At 45.6% G+C, this 20,186-nt stretch carries 17 protein-coding genes and 1 other RNA gene; 10 read left to right on the top strand and 8 right to left on the bottom strand.

Annotated elements, in window-relative coordinates; translation table 11 throughout:
* The first annotated feature begins 17 nt into the window (after nt 1-17).
* Entirely contained in the window at nt 18-299 is a 282-nt protein-coding gene (locus BQ9893_RS05720) for a hypothetical protein (RefSeq protein WP_244155061.1), read from the top strand.
* A 294-nt stretch (nt 300-593) separates the two neighbouring features.
* Entirely contained in the window at nt 594-827 is a 234-nt protein-coding gene (locus tag BQ9893_RS05715; protein WP_075965123.1) for a hypothetical protein, read from the top strand.
* Nucleotides 828-1,289: 462 nt separating this feature from the next.
* On the opposite strand, the gene BQ9893_RS05710 is transcribed toward BQ9893_RS05715, so the two are convergent.
* On the bottom strand, nt 1,290-1,685 hold the full coding sequence (locus BQ9893_RS05710) for a hypothetical protein (RefSeq protein WP_008778294.1): 396 nt from the start codon (nt 1,683-1,685) through the stop codon (nt 1,290-1,292).
* 144 nt (nt 1,686-1,829) lie between these two features.
* On the opposite strand from BQ9893_RS05710, the gene BQ9893_RS05705 reads away from it, so the two are divergent.
* Genes BQ9893_RS05705 through BQ9893_RS05685 form a run of 5 tightly spaced genes read left to right on the top strand, consistent with a single transcriptional unit; the run spans nt 1,830 to nt 5,615 of the window.
* Nucleotides 1,830-2,036: a hypothetical protein gene (locus tag BQ9893_RS05705; RefSeq protein ID WP_008620891.1), complete on the top strand. Its 207-nt coding sequence runs from the start codon at nt 1,830-1,832 to the stop codon at nt 2,034-2,036.
* A 7-nt stretch (nt 2,037-2,043) separates the two neighbouring features.
* Nucleotides 2,044-2,406, top strand: a complete 363-nt coding sequence (locus BQ9893_RS05700; protein WP_075965122.1) for a hypothetical protein — start codon at nt 2,044-2,046, stop codon at nt 2,404-2,406.
* A 12-nt stretch (nt 2,407-2,418) separates the two neighbouring features.
* Nucleotides 2,419-4,431: a hypothetical protein gene (locus BQ9893_RS05695; RefSeq protein ID WP_075965121.1), complete on the top strand. Its 2,013-nt coding sequence runs from the start codon at nt 2,419-2,421 to the stop codon at nt 4,429-4,431.
* A gap of 38 nt (nt 4,432-4,469) precedes the next feature.
* Nucleotides 4,470-5,342, top strand: a complete 873-nt coding sequence (locus tag BQ9893_RS05690) for an AAA family ATPase (protein ID WP_075965120.1) — start codon at nt 4,470-4,472, stop codon at nt 5,340-5,342.
* Between the two features lie 3 nt (nt 5,343-5,345).
* Nucleotides 5,346-5,615 carry a hypothetical protein gene (locus BQ9893_RS05685; RefSeq protein WP_075965119.1) on the top strand — a complete coding sequence of 90 codons (270 nt, stop codon included), beginning with the start codon at nt 5,346-5,348 and terminating at the stop codon, nt 5,613-5,615.
* Between the two features lie 476 nt (nt 5,616-6,091).
* Here BQ9893_RS05685 and BQ9893_RS05680 read toward each other — a convergent pair whose 3' ends face one another.
* Entirely contained in the window at nt 6,092-6,952 is an 861-nt protein-coding gene (locus BQ9893_RS05680; RefSeq protein WP_005641668.1) for a sigma-70 family RNA polymerase sigma factor, read from the bottom strand.
* Nucleotides 6,953-7,095: 143 nt separating this feature from the next.
* A complete protein-coding gene (locus tag BQ9893_RS05670) occupies nt 7,096-8,667 on the bottom strand; it encodes a Do family serine endopeptidase (RefSeq protein ID WP_075965118.1) in 1,572 nt (523 codons plus the stop codon).
* 469 nt (nt 8,668-9,136) lie between these two features.
* Between BQ9893_RS05670 and rnpB the strand changes: the two genes are divergently transcribed.
* The 3 genes from rnpB (at nt 9,137) to BQ9893_RS05655 (ending at nt 12,359) form a co-directional block, all read left to right on the top strand.
* An RNA gene (gene rnpB / locus BQ9893_RS05665) (RNase P RNA component class A) lies at nt 9,137-9,495 on the top strand.
* A 98-nt stretch (nt 9,496-9,593) separates the two neighbouring features.
* Entirely contained in the window at nt 9,594-10,952 is a 1,359-nt protein-coding gene (locus tag BQ9893_RS05660; RefSeq protein WP_075965117.1) for a YihY/virulence factor BrkB family protein, read from the top strand.
* A gap of 42 nt (nt 10,953-10,994) precedes the next feature.
* On the top strand, nt 10,995-12,359 hold the full coding sequence (locus BQ9893_RS05655; RefSeq protein ID WP_075965116.1) for an MATE family efflux transporter: 1,365 nt from the start codon (nt 10,995-10,997) through the stop codon (nt 12,357-12,359).
* A gap of 44 nt (nt 12,360-12,403) precedes the next feature.
* Here the strand turns inward: BQ9893_RS05655 and BQ9893_RS05650 are convergent, their stop codons facing one another.
* From BQ9893_RS05650 to BQ9893_RS05630, 5 genes are all read right to left on the bottom strand, one after another.
* Nucleotides 12,404-12,949 carry a nitroreductase family protein gene (locus BQ9893_RS05650; protein ID WP_075965115.1) on the bottom strand — a complete coding sequence of 182 codons (546 nt, stop codon included), beginning with the start codon at nt 12,947-12,949 and terminating at the stop codon, nt 12,404-12,406.
* The gene (locus tag BQ9893_RS05645) at nt 12,946-13,548 is read right to left on the bottom strand and encodes a riboflavin synthase (protein WP_075965114.1); all 603 of its coding nucleotides are present in this window, start codon (nt 13,546-13,548) and stop codon (nt 12,946-12,948) included. The genes BQ9893_RS05650 and BQ9893_RS05645 overlap by 4 nt, the downstream gene beginning before the upstream one ends.
* Before the next feature lie 174 nt (nt 13,549-13,722).
* On the bottom strand, nt 13,723-15,369 hold the full coding sequence (locus BQ9893_RS05640; protein WP_075965113.1) for a diphosphate--fructose-6-phosphate 1-phosphotransferase: 1,647 nt from the start codon (nt 15,367-15,369) through the stop codon (nt 13,723-13,725).
* Nucleotides 15,370-15,432: 63 nt separating this feature from the next.
* Nucleotides 15,433-17,745 carry a GH92 family glycosyl hydrolase gene (locus BQ9893_RS05635; protein WP_075965112.1) on the bottom strand — a complete coding sequence of 771 codons (2,313 nt, stop codon included), beginning with the start codon at nt 17,743-17,745 and terminating at the stop codon, nt 15,433-15,435.
* A 148-nt stretch (nt 17,746-17,893) separates the two neighbouring features.
* A complete protein-coding gene (locus BQ9893_RS05630) occupies nt 17,894-20,182 on the bottom strand; it encodes a GH92 family glycosyl hydrolase (protein ID WP_075965111.1) in 2,289 nt (762 codons plus the stop codon).
* Between the last annotated feature and the right edge of the window lie 4 nt (nt 20,183-20,186).

Raw genomic sequence — 20,186 nt, 5'->3', positions numbered from 1 at the left:
TGTAAAACAAGAAAATCATGAAAATAAAGAATTTAATATTTACGTTCGTTTTGGGTATAACTGTCCTTTCCGGCTGCCAAAGCGGTATTGTTTGGGATGAAGTGCCCGAATCGGTCTATTCAAATTTGGAATTGGCAGGATCCATGGTGAGAAGCCGGCCACGTGAACTTTTCGTAAACAAAGTATGGCAGGTCAACCATAATGATGGTAAAGGGCAATGGCTGGAAAATTATCTTGCTCGTTCTGTTATGGATGCTATATACGGGGCACAGAACGAAGCGTATAAAACGATATATTGAATAAAACAACACATCGCTTTATAATACAATAGGTTACGGGGAAGGATAGAAGGAACTCCCGCAAAACGAAACGTTTACGCAGGTTTAATTTCTGTTTACGAGGGGGGCTGTTTGGGTTTCATCGGTTTGGCGATTGCTTTAAATGGGCTTACATGAAGTTTACATGGTGTGTAAGTAGGAGAGGAAGATAGCGGTTGTAGACCGCTTTTTTTATGCCTTGTTTTTGGATTATATGTTTATAAAATATTCCATATAATGATTATTTAGTATATTTGCACTATAAAATATAGTGATATGGCAAAGGTTATACATGTGCATTTGACGCACGGAATAGACGGAACAAAGCGAAGAGATTGGTATTTTAGTAGTATTTCGGCTGTTTATACGGTTTTGACGGCGGAACAGGTGGGTGCGACCAAGAATTATCTGTTACATGCCGGTCTGTCCGGTAATGGAACAGTATGCACTAAAAGGGCTATAATCAAGCAATCTACGCTTATTTCAGGGAGTAGGAGAGGAGATAGGTGAATAGATTAGAATGGCATTAGAACGAAAGAAAAACACCATTCTGCAGTTATTCTTGTAGGGGAGACTTATGGTCTCCTTTTTTTGTGCTCTCAGATGGCGATTTCTACATTTGGTGTGACACTTGGAGTGGCAATTTTGGAGGTGGGGATAGTATTGGGGTTAGAAAGTGGGGTTAGTTTTTATAAGAACTGGGGTTAGTAAACACGGTTTTGAGAGGGGGTAGTTGGAAGTATGGTAAAATATGGTTTTTTGAATGATAGGTGTAAAAGATGCCTTGATACACCCACCCTAAAAACCACCACCTATAAAAAGCATACATTATTATATAACGGATTATCAGTCCTTTTCAGGCGATTATATGGGGTGGATGGAGGGGGAATACTGAGAGAGGGGAGTCTGAAGGTATAATCGGGGGTATCCTCAGGGTAACGTTTCATGTTCTCCGGATGGTAAAAGTGCGCTCTACCCTACATTTGCATCTCCAGAAGTGTACGCATCCGATGCAGGTTTCCCTTTTTCAAGATTCATTTGGCGAATTTGTTCTTTGAGACGGCCGATTTCTTCCGCTTGTTGGGTTATGGTTTGTACGAATAAGTGTGCATCTGTGGTTTCCTGCTTCTCTTTCATTGTTATGAAAGCATCCCCTGTTCCCATGATGATCCAATCAATCGAAATATTAGGGTATGAATATTTCAGACTTCTGAGTAGCTCTATTGATAATTTCTTCCGACCACTTTTTATGTCGCTTATGCCAGCTTTATTTGTGCCAAGTATGCTTGCTGCTTGTACATAATCGGTTATTTGCCCTTGAGCTTTTAACTCGTCAAGTATTTGAATGAATCTGATATTTTCCTCCATAAAATGAGTTTGGTATGAAAAATTACACTTAAATATTTTGTAGTATGAAAATCTCACACTATATTTGCATCGAGTTAATAAATTAACGAGCGGCCAAAGATACAGAAAAGGGTCGAGAATAACGAATTTTAGCACTTAAAGAAAATGAACGAAGAAATCAAAGAATGGCAGACACAAAGCGTGAAGCACAAAGTCGCTTACGTGTTGATGATGGACGGTATCAGTTTCAGATACACTGAAGAGACCGGGATTGTGTTTTCCGCACCTGATTTTTATGTAAAGAATCTTATTCGGCGCTTGATGAGCTGCTACGGCGTGAGTTTGAAACCGATTATAAACGAATTTAAATAAGTGGAATATGAAGAAGTATATTCATGTAACAAGTGAGGATCGTCAGTTTTTGGCCAAGAAATTCAAAGTAAGCAGCGTGACGGTTTGGAAAGCCCTGCGTTTTGAGCAGGATACGGATACCATCCGTAGGATCCAGAAGACCGCCCGTGAGCGTGGTGGTATTTTAATGGCGGTTGCTCCGGTTATGGAGACACTACACGACCATGATAACGTGATACGCCAATATTTTCCGAACGGCGCATTGTTAGAGATCAGTAAAAACGACAGCACGGGTGTGGTGATTTATAAAGGGGAAGAGGTGAGACATTATGATAATGTGACATTTTCCAATATAGACAGCATCCAAAATTTTGCGGCCGCATTGAAATAAGGAGGTGTGAGTATGGAATTTTTCGATAACAAACTTTGCATATCGTTTCGTGAACTTGTTGATGGCGGAATAATGACTGTTCCGAATTACAAGTATATGGCATCCAGTGGCCGGATAAAGGTAGCACGTCGTGGTGGTGGAGCGAAAGGAAATGGAGCTTTGATTGTTATTGATAGTCTGCCTACCTCTTACAAAGAAAAAGTCGAGGAGAAATATCCTGGTGGCAATGCCGTGCTTTTGCGTGGCTGGATAATATCGAATTACGAGCTTGATCAGGCTGCCGTCGCTTTCTTTATGGATTGGGCTGCCCGGCAGTCCAGCGATAAGGCTTCTGACGAGCTTGCCAGAAAGTATGCGATAAATGCTTCAGTACTGAATACTTGTATCAAGTTGTACAATCGTAGTCGTGATTATCGAAAGTTAATGGGAGAGAAGTATGATTGGAGCATGATGGCTACTACCATTGAGACGCTGCGCGAAGAGTTCGGGCATGATTTGCCGGCGAGTACCTTGCGTTTCCGAAAGAAGGTGAACGAGTACAAGCAGTACGGTTATGAGTGCCTTATCAGTGGAAAGTTCGGTAACCAGTGTGCGAGGAAAGTGGATTACAAGACCGAGCGTCTCGTGCTGAGCATCACGGTGCTGCCGAACCAGCCTTATGGCAGTGACGTACACGAGATGTATATCTCCTTTGTGTGCGGTGAGTTGGAGGTATGGGATTTGGAAACCGGGGAAATATTCAACCATAACGATTTTACGGATAAGAACGGTGATCCGAAAGAACTGAGCGAAAGTACCATTCGCAACATCTTGAACAAGCCGGCCAACCAGGTACTCATAGAGAAAAAGCGTCGTGGGTGGTCGGAATTCTACCACGAGCAAATGCCACACATGCACCGCCACAGTGGAGAGTTCTCCTTGTCCCAGATTACGATGGATGACGTGGATCTTCCGCGTCGCATGAAGGGTGGTGAATACGTACATGCTTATTATGCCTACGATGTGGTGAGCCAGTGCCGTGTGGGGCTTGCTTACGGCCGTGATAAAGACGAAGCTCTTGTGGTTGCCTGTTTCCGGGATATGTTCCGCCTGATTGAGCGTAACGGGTGGGGGATGCCTGCCGGTATCGAGGTGGAGCAGCATTTGATGAGCAAGTACAAGGAGGGCTTCCTGAAAGCCGGTGAGGTGTTCAAGTTTGTGCACTTTTGTGCACCGTTGAACTCTCAGGACAAATATGCTGAACCGTTGAACGGCGCGTTCAAGACTACCATCGCCCATAAGAACCATGAAGGAGTGGGTCGTTGGTACGGTAAAGGGGCACGGCGTGTGGATCAGAAGAAAATCAGCGACAGTGGGAACCATACCTACGAGGATAGGAAATATTATACGTTTGAGGAACTTGTGGCAGATGACCGCAGGGATTGTGCTGAATGGAACAACACGCTGCACCCCAACCAGAAGAAATATCCGGGCATGACCCGCTGGGATGTGCTTGTGTCGAGAATCAACCCGACTCTGCGCCCGCTTGATAAACTGACCCTGAGCCGTTATATTGGCGAGAGGGTGGAAACAAGCGTAAGACGGAATAGTACGGTACGTGTGGCATGCGCTGACTGGTGGCTGAGCGGTCCGGAGGTTCTTGAGAAGTTGGAGTCTAATAACCGCAAGGTGACGGCTTTCTATTTGCCGGATGAGGAAGGCAAACCGACCGATGTGTTCCTGTATCAGAATGACCGCTATATCGACAAGGTGCGCCCGGTTGTGACTTATAGCCGTGTAATGGCGGAACAGACCGAAGAAGATAAGGCAGCTTATACGGAACAGGCAAAGATAATGAGTCACTTTGACAAATGGGTACGTGATAACGCTATCGGTCAGGTAGGTGTGGCACCGGTCCAACGTGAGGAAGAAGATGAGGAAACGGAAAGCCTTGTATTATCTACGGCACCTGTTCCTGAAGAACTCGATGAAGCTTACGAATGGCAGCCGACCAATATGGCGGCAATGGCTATTGGAGATATGTAAGAATACGATTAGAATAACATTATAACAGCGTTTGAATTATGATTACAGAAGCGCAAAAACAGAAGATTTTGGGAGCGATAGCTGCCAACCGTGCGAACTATCCGAGTGACGCGAAACATGCCGCCTCCCTTGGCATCAGCACATCGGTGTACAGTGCCATTAAGAACGGACAGACGGATAAAGCCCTTAGTGATGCCAACTGGATAAGTATAGCCCGTCGTTTGGGTGTGGGCCTCCGTGCCGATATGGAGTGGAAGGTTGCCAAGACCGCCACGTTCGAGTATATAACCGCCCAGCTTGAGTTCTCCCAGCAGTCGAGCCTGTCGGCTATCCTATGCGACATTCCAAACATCGGAAAGACTTTTACTGCAAGGTATTATGTGCAGAACCACAAGAATGCCGTGTATATCGACTGCTCGCAGGTGAAGACTAAGCTGAAGCTGGTGCGTAAGATAGCTGCGGAGTTCGGAGTGGATGCCAAAGGTAAATATAGCGATGTATACGAGGATTTGACTTATTACCTCCGTTCCATTGAGAATCCGCTTATTATTTTGGACGAGGCCGGGGATTTGCAGTATGAGGCGTTCCTTGAGCTGAAGGCTTTGTGGAATGCCACCGAACGCAGTTGTGCTTGGTATATGATGGGTGCGGATGGTTTGAAAGAAAAAATCAATCGTTCGATAGAATGTAAGAAAGTGGGCTATACTGAGATGTTGAGCCGTTATGGAGACCGTTACAGCAAGGTGACACCTGATGACGGCAAGGAGCGTGAGGCGTTTTTGAATACCCAAGCTCGGACGGTGGCTAAAGTAAATGCTCCGGCAGGTGCGGATATAGCGCAGATTGTACGCAAGACACGTGGAGGTCTGAGGCGAGTATATACCGAGATAGAGAAACTTAAAATGGCATAGGCGATGGTTAAGATAGTTTTAGAGGACAAAGGTCAAGACCTGTTATGGCTCAAAGTAAATGAAGGTGGTCTTGTGGAGGAAGCCGGACCATTTCAAAATGAAATATGGAAAGATGCTTATGTCCCGTATTGGGGGCTTCACATAGGGCAATTCTGCCCGATACACCATCCTCCGCATATCATCAAAGGGTTTCTGAAATATAGGATTGAATCAATAGAAAAAGAGTTTTTTATACCTTCGCTCAGAATCTCGTCTCTTTATTGTAGTCCTTGACGGTATGTTTCGTATTATTAATACGTCTCTTGTACTACTTGTTGATATGTAAATCTTTCAAAGAACTTGTGCGTTCATTTAACGAACGTGGGTGCAAAGATAACAACTTTTATTTTTAACTTCCAAATTTCTTCGGAACTTTTTTCAAAAGTTTTTTGTTTCATCATTTAAACACCTGCGTTCTCTCTCGAATGCGGATGCAAAAGTAATGCTTTACAACATACGCACCAAACATTTTTGCAACTATTTTTTATCCCTCTTGTGATGTTTTTACGATAACTTCTGAAACACTGACTGTTACAACCCAAACTTTTTTCTGTATGATACAGGCCGCTATTTTCAATTCATGCAAACGGACTTTTTATATGTATAATAATGTACGTAAGAAAGACTGAACCGAGGTCATACCAATAAGAAAGCCCCTTACCCTGACGGATAAGAGGCTTTTAAATCCTTTTGTTTTTCTCCTAAGGAGATTAACCTAAATACGATTTGAGGAGCTTGCTACGTGTTCCTTGCCTTAATCTTCTAATTGCTTTTTCCTTGATCTGGCGGACGCGCTCTCTTGTGAGGCCAAATTTGTCGCCAATCTCTTCCAATGTCATTTCCTGACAGCCTATACCGAAAAACATTTTGATTATCTCACATTCTCTTTCGGTTAATGTAGCAAGGGCTCGATCAATTTCTTTTGCCAATGACTCGTTCATTAACGACCGGTCAGCGATAGGAGCATCATCGTTAACAAGCACATCCAAAAGGCTGTTGTCTTCGCCTTCCACAAACGGGGCATCCACCGAGATATGCCTTCCCGATACTTTTAAGGTATCCGAAATCTTATCTACCGGAATATCCAATTCGTCTGCAAGTTCTTCAGGAGAAGGTCTTCGTTCATTTTCTTGTTCGAATTTAGAGAAGGCTTTGCTGATTTTATTCAACGAACCCACCTGATTCAACGGAAGACGTACGATTCTTGACTGTTCTGCCAAAGCCTGCAAAATAGACTGACGAATCCACCACACAGCATAGGAAATAAACTTAAAGCCTCTGGTCTCGTCAAATTTTTCAGCTGCCTTAATCAACCCCAGGTTACCTTCATTAATAAGATCCGGTAAACTTAACCCCTGATTTTGATATTGTTTAGCTACAGATACAACAAAACGCAGATTCGCTCTGGTTAATTTTTCCAATGCTCTCCGGTCGCCTCTTTTGATAGCCTGTGCCAATTCTACTTCTTCTTCTACTGTGATCAGATCTTCACGGCCTATTTCCTGAAGATACTTGTCAAGAGAAGCGCTTTCGCGATTGGTAATGGACTTTGTGATCTTTAACTGTCTCATCCAATGTTTTTATATTGAGAATATCAGGGTGCAAAGATAATATTATTTTTATTGACAGAATTGGCTGGATGCACCCTACACCCAGCCAATTATAAACCTTTAACAATCTTCCCGCCAAATAAGACGAATATAACGTTATTTTATTATTCGGCCAGATCTATAGCATATACTTTCGTACGTCCATTCGGATAAAAACCTTTCACTACGATGTAACGATCGTTTTCACTGCCTTTCAAAACCTTGTCAACTATTTTCTCCAGTTGTTCGGGCGACGAAATCTTCTGATCGTTCACAACCATGATAATGAATCCTTTTTTGATTCCGGCATCTTTCAGTTTACCATTAAGCAAACCGGTCACTTCAATACCATAGCTTACACCCAATTCACGTTTTTGCTCGTTTGTCAACGCACTAAAAGCAGCTCCTAAAACTTCGCCACTGTCGGCGGCACTTTTTACAACGGCCGTACTTCCCTGTGCATTACGAAGTTCTACATTAAATGTCTTGGTGCTACCATTACGGTCTACCGTTACCTGTACTTTGTCACCCGGACGATATTTACTGATCTGTTCCTGCAAAGCATTTGCAGATTTCACTTTTGCACCATTTACGGCTACAATCACGTCGCCCTTCTCAATTCCGGCTTCCTTAGCAGTACTGCGATCTGCGAAATCAGACACACACGCACCTTCGGAAACTTTTATTTTAGATTTCAAGGCGCTCAGTTCTTCCTTCTGCTTAGCCGGCAGATTCGGATAACCCAGCATGTCGGCAATGTCACCCACGCTCATAATCTGTACGCCCAGGATTGCACGCTGTACCGTACCATACTGTTTCAAGTCGTTTGCCACTTTCCCCGCAATGCTGATAGGTACAGCAAAAGAGTAACCGGCAAAGTTCCCTGTTTCGGAATAAATAGCGGTATTGATACCTATCAACTCACCTTTCGTATTCACCAGCGCTCCACCACTGTTACCAGGGTTCACGGCAGCATCAGTCTGGATAAACGACTCGATCTTGCTCTTATCTCCACCTCCCATCGAGATGCCACGCCCTTTCGCACTCACAATACCGGCTGTAACCGTGGAAGTAAGATTAAACGGGTTACCTACAGCCAACACCCACTCTCCTACTTTCAGTTTTTCAGAATCACCGAACGGAATGGTAGGAAGGTCTTTCGCATCGATCTTAAGCAAAGCGATATCCGTCGTCGGGTCGGTTCCGACCAATTTAGCAACAAACTTACGGTTATCATTCAATGTCACTTCCAATTCATCCGCTCCATCAATCACATGATTGTTCGTTATGATATATCCATCTGTCGAAATGATCACCCCTGAACCAGCTCCTACCTTTGGTTGCGGTTGCGGGCGTTGAAAACCTCCACGTCCTCCAAATCCGAAGAAGTATTCAAACGGATCGACATACTGCTGCTGATTCCCTCCGTCGGCATATTGTTTGGCATTAGTCGTGGCCTTAATATGCACAACGCCATGAACCGTACTTTCTGCAGCCGTAGTAAAATCCGTATTCTCTGCAGCAACCGTATTATAACCGGCTAACCGGATCGGCTGATTGAAGGTATTGGTTGAGCCGGAAGTACCATATACCGATTGATTCTTATTAATCAAGTAAGCACTTGTCCCAACTGCCGCACCCGCGCTGATTGCAGCTACGAGAACTACACCAAGCACATTTTTCCACATCTTTTTCATACTCTTACTATTTTATCAAACATTTAAATTTAACACTTTTCTTTCGACAAAGAAAGCTCAAAAAACGTGCGATTATTCCATTTGGGACTGTTTTTTTATCACTTTTAACGGCACTCTGCGAGGGCTTAACTGCGATTAACAGTACTGTGTAATGCAAAGTACCTTTTTAACAATCGACCGTCTGACAAATGGTCATATATTCAATACTATAACAGCAGGAAAGGCAGAATGTTCCCTATGAATCTGCCATTAGATGCCTATGTAATCTATTTTCGACAATGTCGAAAACATATACGACAATACCGAAAATATACATGACAACGTCGAACATATACATGACATCATCAAAAACAAATTAGACTGGCAGAAAATGAAAAGAGAACCATATCGAACTATTTTGATGTGGCTATCCTAATTTTCAATTTTCAATTGCCAATTGTCAATTAAAAGAATTACCTTTGCCCCCATCGCAGTCTGCCGGTCTGTCGCTCATCTTTCAAGGTGGGAGGAACGTCCGGGCAACAAAGAGCACCATACTTCTTAACGGGAAGCTGTCCGCGAGGGTGGAGTAACGTAACAGAAAACGACCGCCGGATTCGTCCGGTAAGGGTGAAAAGGTGAGGCAAGAGCTCACCGGGTCCTATAGCAATATGGGATGCCGTACGTCTTATGGGTTGTAAGGTCATGTATACCGGCGCATGTAGGATTGCTCGTCCGATGCCGGGGGGTAGACCGCTAAAGCTTACTGGTGACAGTAAGACGAGATAAATGGCAGACGCTCCCGCACAAGCGGGAGTACAGAACCCGGCTTATAGGCAGACTGCTTTTTTATAATGTGCCAATATACCAATTCAACAATATGCCAATTCAATGGTTTTTCTATTGGTATATTGGCACATTCAATTTATTGGCACATTATTATATATATGAAGACTACCGATAAAAAGACGCTTGGAGAACGGATCAACGCCTTATTGGCAAGAACAATCCGTTTCGTCACTTACGACATTTGGCGGATAACCGAAAATGAAGTAAGCGGTCTGAAAGAACTTTATATCAATATAATCAAGACCATCATTCTTGCTGTCAGAGGATTCCAGAGCGAAAACCTGCAGACAAAAGCATCAGCCCTCACCTACTGCACGTTGCTATCCATCGTCCCTCTATTGGCCGTATTGTTAGGGATAGCCAAAGGGTTTGGTTTCCAAGGGACAGTACGCCAGGAGCTGTTCGACTATTTTCCCGGACATGAAGCCGAACTGAGCAAAGCATTCGAGTTCGTGGAAAGCTACTTGGCGCAGGCACAGGGAGGCGTAATCATCGGGGTCGGTTTAATCCTGTTGTTTTACACGGTTATCAACCTGATTTCTTCGATAGAAGATACATTCAACGATATTTGGCAGATACAAAAATCACGCCCGTGGTACCGGAAAATATCCGACTATCTGGCCTTATTCCTGATCCTTCCGGTGTTGATGACGGCCTCCAGTGGTTTGTCCATTTTCCTGTCAACTTTGCAAAACTCGTTTATCAGCCAATATTTCTTTTTTACGCCGTTAGTCGAGCTCATACTGAACATAACACCTTATATCATTACGATTCTTGCATTCACGGGGCTTTATATTTCATTACCCAATACGAAGGTTCGGTTTGTAAACGGGCTGGTTGCCGGAATCCTGTCTGGCATCGCTTTCCAGTTCTTTCAGTTTATCTACATCAGTGGACAGATTTGGGTGAGTAAATACAACGCTATTTACGGTAGTTTTGCCGCCTTGCCCCTGTTGTTGCTGTGGTTGCAACTGTCATGGCTGATCTGCCTGTTCGGAGCGGAAATTTCGTATGCTTCCCAGAACGTGAAAAAATTCAGTTTCGAACGGGACAGCAAGAACATCAGCCGACGATATAAAGATTTCCTCACGTTGCTGATTGCTTCCCTGATCGTAAAACGATTCGTAAAGGGAGAAAAACCTTATACGGCGGATGAACTGTCGGACGCTTACCGCATACCGATCCGCATCACGACACAGCTACTCTATCAGTTGGTCGAATTGCACATTATTATCGAAGTCAATTACGGGAACGATGAACGCGTTGTCCACTATCAACCGGCGATCGACATAAACAAGATCACAGTCAGCTACCTGTTGACCCGCATGGACGAATACGGATCGGAGAACTTCAAAATCGATACATCCAAATTGTTCAACAAAGAATGGAAAGCCTTGCTGAAAACCCGCGAAGACATGATTAAGGCAAATGATAACATTTTATTGAAAGACCTTTGAACAATTGACAACGGGAAATTGACAATTGACAATTATTAGGGGATGGACAAAAAAAAAGGAAATACGGATCTGACGAAGGGGAAGGTATGGAAAGTGATCGTTCGCTTTGCATTACCGTTGTTGATCGGGAATCTGCTGCAACAGTTCTATAACATAACAGACAGCATTATTGTCGGACAGTTTCTGGGGAAAGAGGCATTGGCGGCTGTATCGGCTTCCTTCTTCATCTATTACTTCATCATTTCATTCGTGATCGGTGTCGGAAGTGGAACGACGGTAGTCATTTCTCAACTTTTCGGAGCTAAACTGTACCAGAAGGTGCAGCTTGCATTTTCGTCCTTCTTCATCTTCATGTTAGTCGGGGGCGTGACATTGTCCATTGCCGGGATTATTTTCGCCGAACCGGTTTTCCGCCTGACCAATACACCGGAAGAGGTCATTCCGCAAGCGGTGGCTTATTTCCGTATTTATATAGGAGGGACATTTCTGTTCGTGACCTTCAACAGCATCATTTCGATTTTGCGAGGTGTAGGCGAGTCTGTCCGTCCCATGCTGTTCATTCTGATCACGACAATCCTGAACATTGTGTTCGACCTGCTTTTCATACTCGTATTCGAATGGGGCATCGAGGGAGCGGCACGGGCGACGGTCATTTCGCAGGGGATCGGTATGTGTATCGCTTTGGCGTATGTAAACAACACGCACCCTTTGTTGTCCATCAAAAAGCAAGATATGCTGTTCGACTGGAAGCTATTCAAAGAGAGTCTGAAAATCGGACTACCGACAAGCGTACAGCAATGCGCGATCGCCCTCGGGTTGATCGCCTTGTTGGGGATTGTGAACAGTTTCGGGACCAACACGCTGACAGCCTACGGAGCCGCCGGGAAAATAGATACGATCATCACACAGGCCGTCCTCACCCTGTCTGGAGCATTGGCCGCTTTTTGCGGACAAAATATCGGAGCAGGGAAGCTGGAACGGGTGAAAAAAGGGGTACGGTTTACTATGTACACAAATGTAGTCTTGGGGCTATTGACTTTTACTGCCGTTTATCTGTTCGGCGACGAGATGATGAAGGTTTTCACGAAAGACGCGGATGTCGTGGCGATCGGAAAGGAATATCTGCTGATTATCGGTGGTTTCTTCATCATACACGGAGCGCTGAATGTGTATAACGGGGCGCTCAGGGGAGCCGGAGACACTCTATTTCCAATGATAACCAGCTTGGTTTGCCTCTGGCTAATCCGTATTCCTCTTGCCTATTATCTCAGTTCGTGGTTGGGACGTAGCGGAATCTGGTGGGCGATCGGTTTCAGCATCACAATCGGGTTGATCGTGACCTTCGTTTATTACAAGACGGGGATCTGGAAACGGAGATGTATTATCAAGGAAGGGACAAAACAATAAATAATGAAGGCTGTTTTGACACCTTCATTATTTACCTGTAGAATTCAATACCGATTATAGCTGATCACCTCTTTCGGATCTTTGCGCTTCTTGGGTCTGTCCGGCTGGGTGGAATAGCCGATGACGATATCCAACAGAACGCGTTTGCCGGAGGGGATATCCAATAGTTTACGGACTTTCGTTTCATCGAACCAACCGACTATGCAACTTCCCAACCCTTCGTCTTCGGCAGCCAGCACAAGATGGGCAGCCGTTATGCCGATATCCAGATGGGAGAAATTCTTGTCCTTGATCCACGAGCCTATACCTGCCGTCAGGTTCGGTTTCTCCTCCACGACCAAGATATGTACGGGCGCCTGTTTGGTGAAATGATTCATTCCCAGAACACGGTTCGAAGTTGCGTCCGCCACCCGGTTCTTCAGTTCGGGATCATCCACCACGATAAAATGCCAAGGTTGCGAATTACAGGCAGACGGCGCGAGACACGCCGCCTCCAGAATACGTTGCAATTTCTCCTTCTCAACCGGACGCTGCGGATCAAAAGCCCGGTCACTTTGACGCCGGCTTGCTAAAGAGAGGAAATCTTTCATTTGAACTGCATCATTTTACTGATATACTTACCTACGATATCGAATTCAAGATTGACGACCGTACCTTTTTCGATCTGGCAGAAGTTGGTGTTATCGTGCGTATACGGAATGATCGCCACCTGAAAACTGTTCTGTTTCGAATTGCAGACGGTCAGGCTGACACCGTTGACACAGACGGAACCTTTCTCGACAGTGATATATCCCTGCTGTGCCATTTCCTTATCGAACGGATATTCGAAGGTATAATACCAGCTTCCGTTGGCATCTTCCACGCTTGTGCAAACGGCGGTCTGGTCAACATGTCCCTGTACGATATGTCCGTCCAGGCGTCCGTTCATCATCATACTGCGCTCCAGATTCACGAGCGAACCGGGTTTTAGCAGCCCCAGGTTGGAACGTTCCAGGGTTTCGCGCATAGCTGTGGTAGTGAATGTATCACCATCTTTGCGGACCACTGTCAGGCAAACCCCATTATGGGCCACACTCTGGTCAATCTTCAATTCATCGACAAAAGAGCATTTCATCGTGATATGAATGTTGTCCTTATCATGCTCGATCGCCACGACCTGAGCTGTTTCTTCTACAATTCCTGAAAACATAAGATTGTTGTTTTAATGATTATCGAAGTCCAAAGATACGGAAAAACCTTATATTGCCACATATTAAAATAATACTTAATTATTATATGGAAGCAGATAGTATGAAAAAAAATAGAGGTAAAGCGGAATGCCTTACCTCTATCATTTATTGATAATTATATATCGTCGGATATATTATTTTGCCTGTTCCAACTGCAATGTCTTGGTCGGTTCGTCGCAAACTTCAGTCGGACCGAAGTACTGGATAGGACCGGGATAAACATAGCTTGTCGTCATAGCCCATTCGTCGCGGTTGGCTGCGAATTTCTTGAAAGGAGCACCATCGAGCTTAACCAGCGCTTTCTGGATAACCGGTTTCATTTCGCCGTGACGTTTTTCCATGTTCATCATCATGGTTACAGGGATACCGCCAGCGATCCATTTGTCAGCCGGAGCAGTCGTGTTACGTACGGAAGACATATAACCGGTCTTGCCGGCAGCGATCAGGCAAGAAGCCGTGTAGCCCAAAGAATAGCAATAGTCTGCATCGTAGTTGGACGGAGCTGCGCAACGGCCTTCATATCCGAAGAAGTGGTGCTGTGCAGCGAACTTACCGTTATATTTGCCTTCTGCTTTCCATTCAGCCAACTTCTTGCCTACCATTTCAGACAGCAGCTTTTCTGTTTCGATCAGAGAAACCTGAACGTTTCCGTGCGGGTCACGATCCAAAGACAACTGACGAGCCACGCCTTCTGGCAGAGAAGCATACAGGTCGGAATTTTCTTTTGTCAGCTTGCTGATGATGTAAGCACGCTGTTCGCTCTTCTTGATCATCTTGAATTCTGCATCGTGTTTAGCCAGGAAGTCATTCAGCTCGGCAATCAGGCGTTTCATGGCCGGGACGAATTCGATCAGACCTTCGGGGATCAGCACCGTACCGAAGTTATGTCCTTCGGCAGCACGTTTGGCAACGATTCCGGCAATATACGTCACGATATCGTCCAAAGACATGTTCTTTTCTTCCACTTCTTCGGAGATGATACAGATGTTCGGCTGAGTCTGCAAAGCACATTCCAAAGCGATATGGGAAGCGGAACGTCCCATCAATTTGATGAAGTGCCAGTATTTCTGTGCAGAGTTACAGTCACGCTGGATATTACCGATAACTTCGGAATAGACCTTGCAAGCAGTGTCGAAACCAAAAGAAGTTTCGATCTGCTCGTTCTTCAGGTCACCGTCAATCGTCTTCGGACAGCCGATTACCTGAACGCCGGCACCTGTAGCCTTGTAATATTCGGCCAATACGCAGGCATTTGTGTTGGAGTCATCTCCACCGATGATAACCAGAGCTTTGATGTTCAGCTCTTTCAGGATTTCCAACCCTTTGTCGAACTGTTCTTTTGTTTCCAGTTTGGTACGACCAGAACCGATCATATCGAAACCACCCGTGTTACGGTATTCGTCGATAATGTCAGCTGTCAGTTCCATATATTTATGATCGATCAGACCGCCAGGTCCCAGGATAAAGCCATACAGACGAGAAGCTGCGTTATTAGCCTTGATACCGTCGAACAGACCTGCAATCACGTTATGGCCACCAGGAGCCTGACCTCCGGAAAGGATCACACCGACGTTCATTGCCGGCAGCTCTTTCTTCTCGTTACTCTTTTCGAAAGTAACGACTGGCATTCCGTACGTGTTCGGGAACAATTTCTTGATTTCGTCCTGATCGGCAACTGATTGTGTATACTCACCATCTACGGCTTTCACAGCGCCTTTCAATGCAGCGGGAACCTTTGGCTGGTAAGCTGCTCTTGCAATTTGTAATGCACTCTTTGTCATTTCTTAATCTGATTTATTTAGAAAGTATCTGATTCCTAATTAAAGGCGGTGCAAATATAAAAATTATTTCTGATAAAACATCGTTTTGCCCGGCAAAGACAATGAAGCCGGACGGGCGTCCGCTGAAACGGCACGCTTGTAGTTCGGCCTGTCGCTCATCACGAAATGAAGCGTGATACCGGCTTGCACATCTTCGTAAGTCAGATACGACTTGTCGTATTTCTTTCCGTTCACATACAATTCTTTTACATAGACATTCTCTTTCGACCAGTTTTCTGTTGTCATACGGATCTCCTTCCCGTTGCTCATGGTGATGGAAAGCGCCTCGACACAAGGTGAACCTACATTATATATATTACTGGACGGAGCAACCGGATAGAAACCTGCGCAGTTGAACATATACCAGGCCGACATCTGCCCACAATCGTCATTACCGCTCAAAGAACCGGGTTCGTTACCATAAAAACGATCGACTATCTCACGTATCCACTTCTGGCACTTCCACGGTTTACCCAGATAGTTATACAGATAAGCGACATGATGACAAGGTTCGTTGCCATGCCAATAGCCCCCGATACGCCCCTGGATATCGTGAGCGCCCGGTATATCATCCGGCAACTCAACGGTAAAAAGTTCATCCAAACGTTTCTCGAACAATTTTTTCCCTGCCAGATTGATGTATCCCTGCACATCATGCGGAACTGTCCATGTATATTGCATCGTAAAACCTTCGGTAATATCTCCCCAACCGTTCACCGAGCCCGGCCCCTGATAAGCTATCGGAGTAAACGGAGTACGCCAATTACCCTGACTGTCACGGCCACGCATATACTTCGTTTCCGGATCAATCAAGGTCTGATAAGAAAGAGAACGGTTCAGGAAGTAACGATAATCGTCCGTCTTACCCAAAGCTTTGGCAGCCTGTGCGATACAATAATCGTCATAGGCATATTCCAATGTTTTGGAAACAGATTCAGCTTCCTTGTCAAACGGGACGTAGCCATTCCGCATATAGTCGGGCAAACAGTCGTAATGTTCGTTCAAGGCAGTTGTTTTCATCGCCTCATACGCCCGTTCGTAATCAAAACCTTTTACACCTTTGACTATCATATCCGCCAGAACGGAAACCGCATGATAGCCAATCATGCACCACGTCTCGTTTCCGTAAAAAGACCAGACAGGAAGCATCTTCTCCACGCTTTTGTCAAAGTGGGCCAACATTGAATTGGCGATGTCAGCATTTATGTCCTGATGCACCAAGTTGAACCAAGGATGCAAAGCCCGGTAGGTGTCCCACAAGGAAAAAGTCGTATAGTTGGTAAAACCTTTCGCCTGCTCGATATTCTTGTCCAAACCTCTGAAACTGCCATCCGCATCCTGGAAAACAAACGGATGAAGGGCGGCATGGTAGGCAGAAGTATAAAACGTTTCCTTTGTCTTCCGATCGGCGGTTATCCGGTATTTTTGCAATTCTTTCTCCCATAGGTCCACCCCTTTTTCCTTTAGTCCATCGAATGTCAGTCCGTCCAGTTCTCGCATGTTCATTTTCGCTCCGGCGGTACTGACGGAAGAGATAGCCGTTTTCACGATCACCTCATCCCCTTCCTCGGTTGCGAAAGAAAGACACGCCATCAGATTTTTCCCCCAGGCCTCACGGTCACTCCTGAACCGGGATGTATTATAAATCACCGGCTTTTTATCCTGCATGAAGCGCAGCCCCGTCAATTTCCGGGAAAAGACAGCCGTAAAATAGACATGGCGTTCGGGTCCCCACCCTTTCACCAACTTATAGCCCGTGATGGTCGAATCGTTTTCCATGCGCAGATTGGCCCATTCACACGACTGCCAAAGCGTATGGTTCATATCGATCATGATAAATGACTTTTCCGATTCGGGATAAGTGAAACGAAACATTCCGCTCCGCAGGCCTGCCGTCATCTCCGCCTTCACACCGTAGTCCTGCAGGTGGACGGCATAATAGTTTGGAGTGGCCTGTTCCTCATCGTGCGTGTATCGGGAACGATAGCCCTCATCAGGATTTTCACGGCTTCTGGGTTCCAGTTTCATATCTCCGGTTCCGGGAATAAACAGGAAATCTCCCAGGTCGGGAATACCGGTTCCGCTAAGATGCGTCAGGCTGAACCCTAAGATCGAAGTGTGGTTATATTTATAGCCGGCAGCCGCGTCATAGTATTTGGCATCCGTATCCGGACTGATCTGAATTCCCCCGAACGGGATCTGCGCCCCCGGATACACATTACCGTAACCATCTGTTCCGACCATCGGATTGACGTATTCCGTCAACTTTTCATTCTGTGCCGTGCCGGATAAGGCGACGCACGATGCAGCGATCAAAGTACAAATTCGTAATTTCATATTCAAACTATTGTTAGTATAAATAAAAAGGACTATCTGAAACAAGATCCAAACAGTCCTTTTGATTATAGTCAAGCTGAAAGTTCTATTATAATTAAGTGCTTATGTTAATATTAATGCTTCCAGCCTGCGCTATATGCAATCTTATTTATTTCCCCAATTCTTTGGAGAAAGAGTAAGGAGCGTCACTGTCCTGCGTACCCCGGCTTTTGTTAGGTGTAGCCGACATATTATAAAGAATGTTCATGCCACGCATCAAGTCGCCGTGTGTCAGATAATTCTTCGTATAGTTCTTGCCATTCACTTTCATGGACGAAATGTAACGGTTCGCCTCGCCATTATTGTTGGCCTTGATCACAACCTTCTTGCCGTTTTCCAGATTCAGCGTCACACTTTTGAACAGCGGAGATCCCAAGATATACTGGTCCGTACCCGGACAAACCGGATAGAAGCCGAGAGCCGAGAATACATACCATGCCGAAGTCTGCCCGTTATCCTCATCTCCGCAATAACCGTCAGGAGTCGCGAAATAGAGCTTGTCCATCACTTCACGCACCCAATACTGCGCTTTCCAGGGTTCGCCGGAATAGTTGTACAGGTAGATCATGTGCTGGATCGGCTGGTTGCCATGCGCGTAGTTTCCCATGTTCATAATCTGCATTTCGCGGATTTCATGGATCACGCCGCCGTAATAGCTGTCATCGAACAAAGGCGGGACATTGAATACGGAATCCATCATGGCGTTGAAACCGACCTTTCCTCCCATCAGGTCGATCAGCCCCTGCGGATCATGGAAAACCGACCAGGTATAATGCCAGCTGTTGCCTTCCGTAAAAGCATCGCCCCATTTCAGCGGATTGAACGGAGACTGGAATGAGCCATCCTCGTTACGGCCACGCATCAACTTGGTTTCAGGATCGAACAGGTTCTTATAGTTCATCGCATGTTTGGCGAAAACGGCAATTTCGGATTCCGGTTTGCCTAAAGCCTTACCTAATTTATAAATGGCCCAGTCATCATAAGCATATTCCAACGTACGGGCGGCACTTTCATTGATTTTCACGTCATAAGGCACATAGCCCAATTCGTTGTAATATTCATATCCCAGACGTCCGGTCGATTTCACCTTCGGATGTACGCTGTTAGCTCCATGTACAACAGCTTCCCAAAGCGTCTCGATGTCATATCCGCGAAGTCCTTTCAGGTAAGCATCCGCCACAACCGAAGCCGAGTTATTGCCGACCATGCAACCACGATGTCCCGGACTTGCCCATTCCGGCAGGAAACCGCTTTCCTTATATGTATTGGCTAAACCCTCCTGCATCTTCGTATTCATATCCGGATACATCAGGTTCAGGAACGGGAACAAGCAACGGAACGTATCCCAGAAACCGGTATCGGTGAACATATAACCCGGCAGCACTTCTCCGTTATACGGGCTGTAGTGCACCACTTTGCCATTGGCATCCAATTCATAGAAACTGCGTGGGAACAGCAGCGAGCGGTACAGGCATGAATAGAATGTGCGCAGTTTGTCCACATCATCGTCTTCCACGGCGATACGTCCCAACGTTTCATTCCATACCTGACGACCGGCTTCGGCCACTTCGTCAAACGAACGGCCTCCCAATTCTTTCAGGTTCAATTCCGCCTGTTCAGGGCTGATAAAAGAAGAAGCTACACGAGCATGAACAATCTCGCCTTTACGGGTTGAAAAACCAATAATGGCACCGGTATGATTTTCTTTCGCTTCAGTTTCACCTTTGCGGATTTCATCGTCACCGACAGTCGCCTTATAGGTAAACGGTTTGTCGAACACGACAACGAAGTAGTTGCGGAAATTCTGAGGAACCCCACCGCTGTTGCGAGTCGTGTAGCCGATGATCTTATTTTCTTCGGGTATGATCTTGACATAAGAACCACGGTCGAAAGCATCGACAATCACATACGAGTTGTCCGATTCGGGGAAAGTGAAGCGAAACATGGCGGCACGTTCCGTCGGCGTGATTTCCGTCACAACGTCATGGTCAGCCAGATACACCCGGTAATAGTTCGGCTTTGCCACTTCTGCCTTATGGGAGAACCAACTGGCGCGTTTATCCTGGTTAAACACCACTTTTCCGGTAACCGGCATGATGACGAACTGTCCGTAATCGTTGATCCACGGACTGGGCTGGTGAGTCTGCTTGAAACCACGGATCTTGTCCGCGTCGTATGTGTACGCCCAGCCGTCTCCCATCTTTCCGGTCTGTGGCATCCAGAAATTCATACCCCAAGGCATGGCAATCGCCGGATAAGTGTTACCTGTCGAGAGAGAAATCTTCGACTGGCTTCCAACCAGCGGATTCACGTAATCCACCAGGTCCTTTTTGTCGGCCGCATCCACCGTAAAGAGGCTGCTGCAAAACGTAATCGCTAAAATAAATAATTTCTTCATGGAT

The sequence above is a fragment of the Parabacteroides massiliensis genome (genome assembly GCF_900155425.1).
Classification (GTDB): domain Bacteria; phylum Bacteroidota; class Bacteroidia; order Bacteroidales; family Tannerellaceae; genus Parabacteroides; species Parabacteroides massiliensis.
This window is presented reverse-complemented; position numbering and strand designations above follow the sequence as displayed.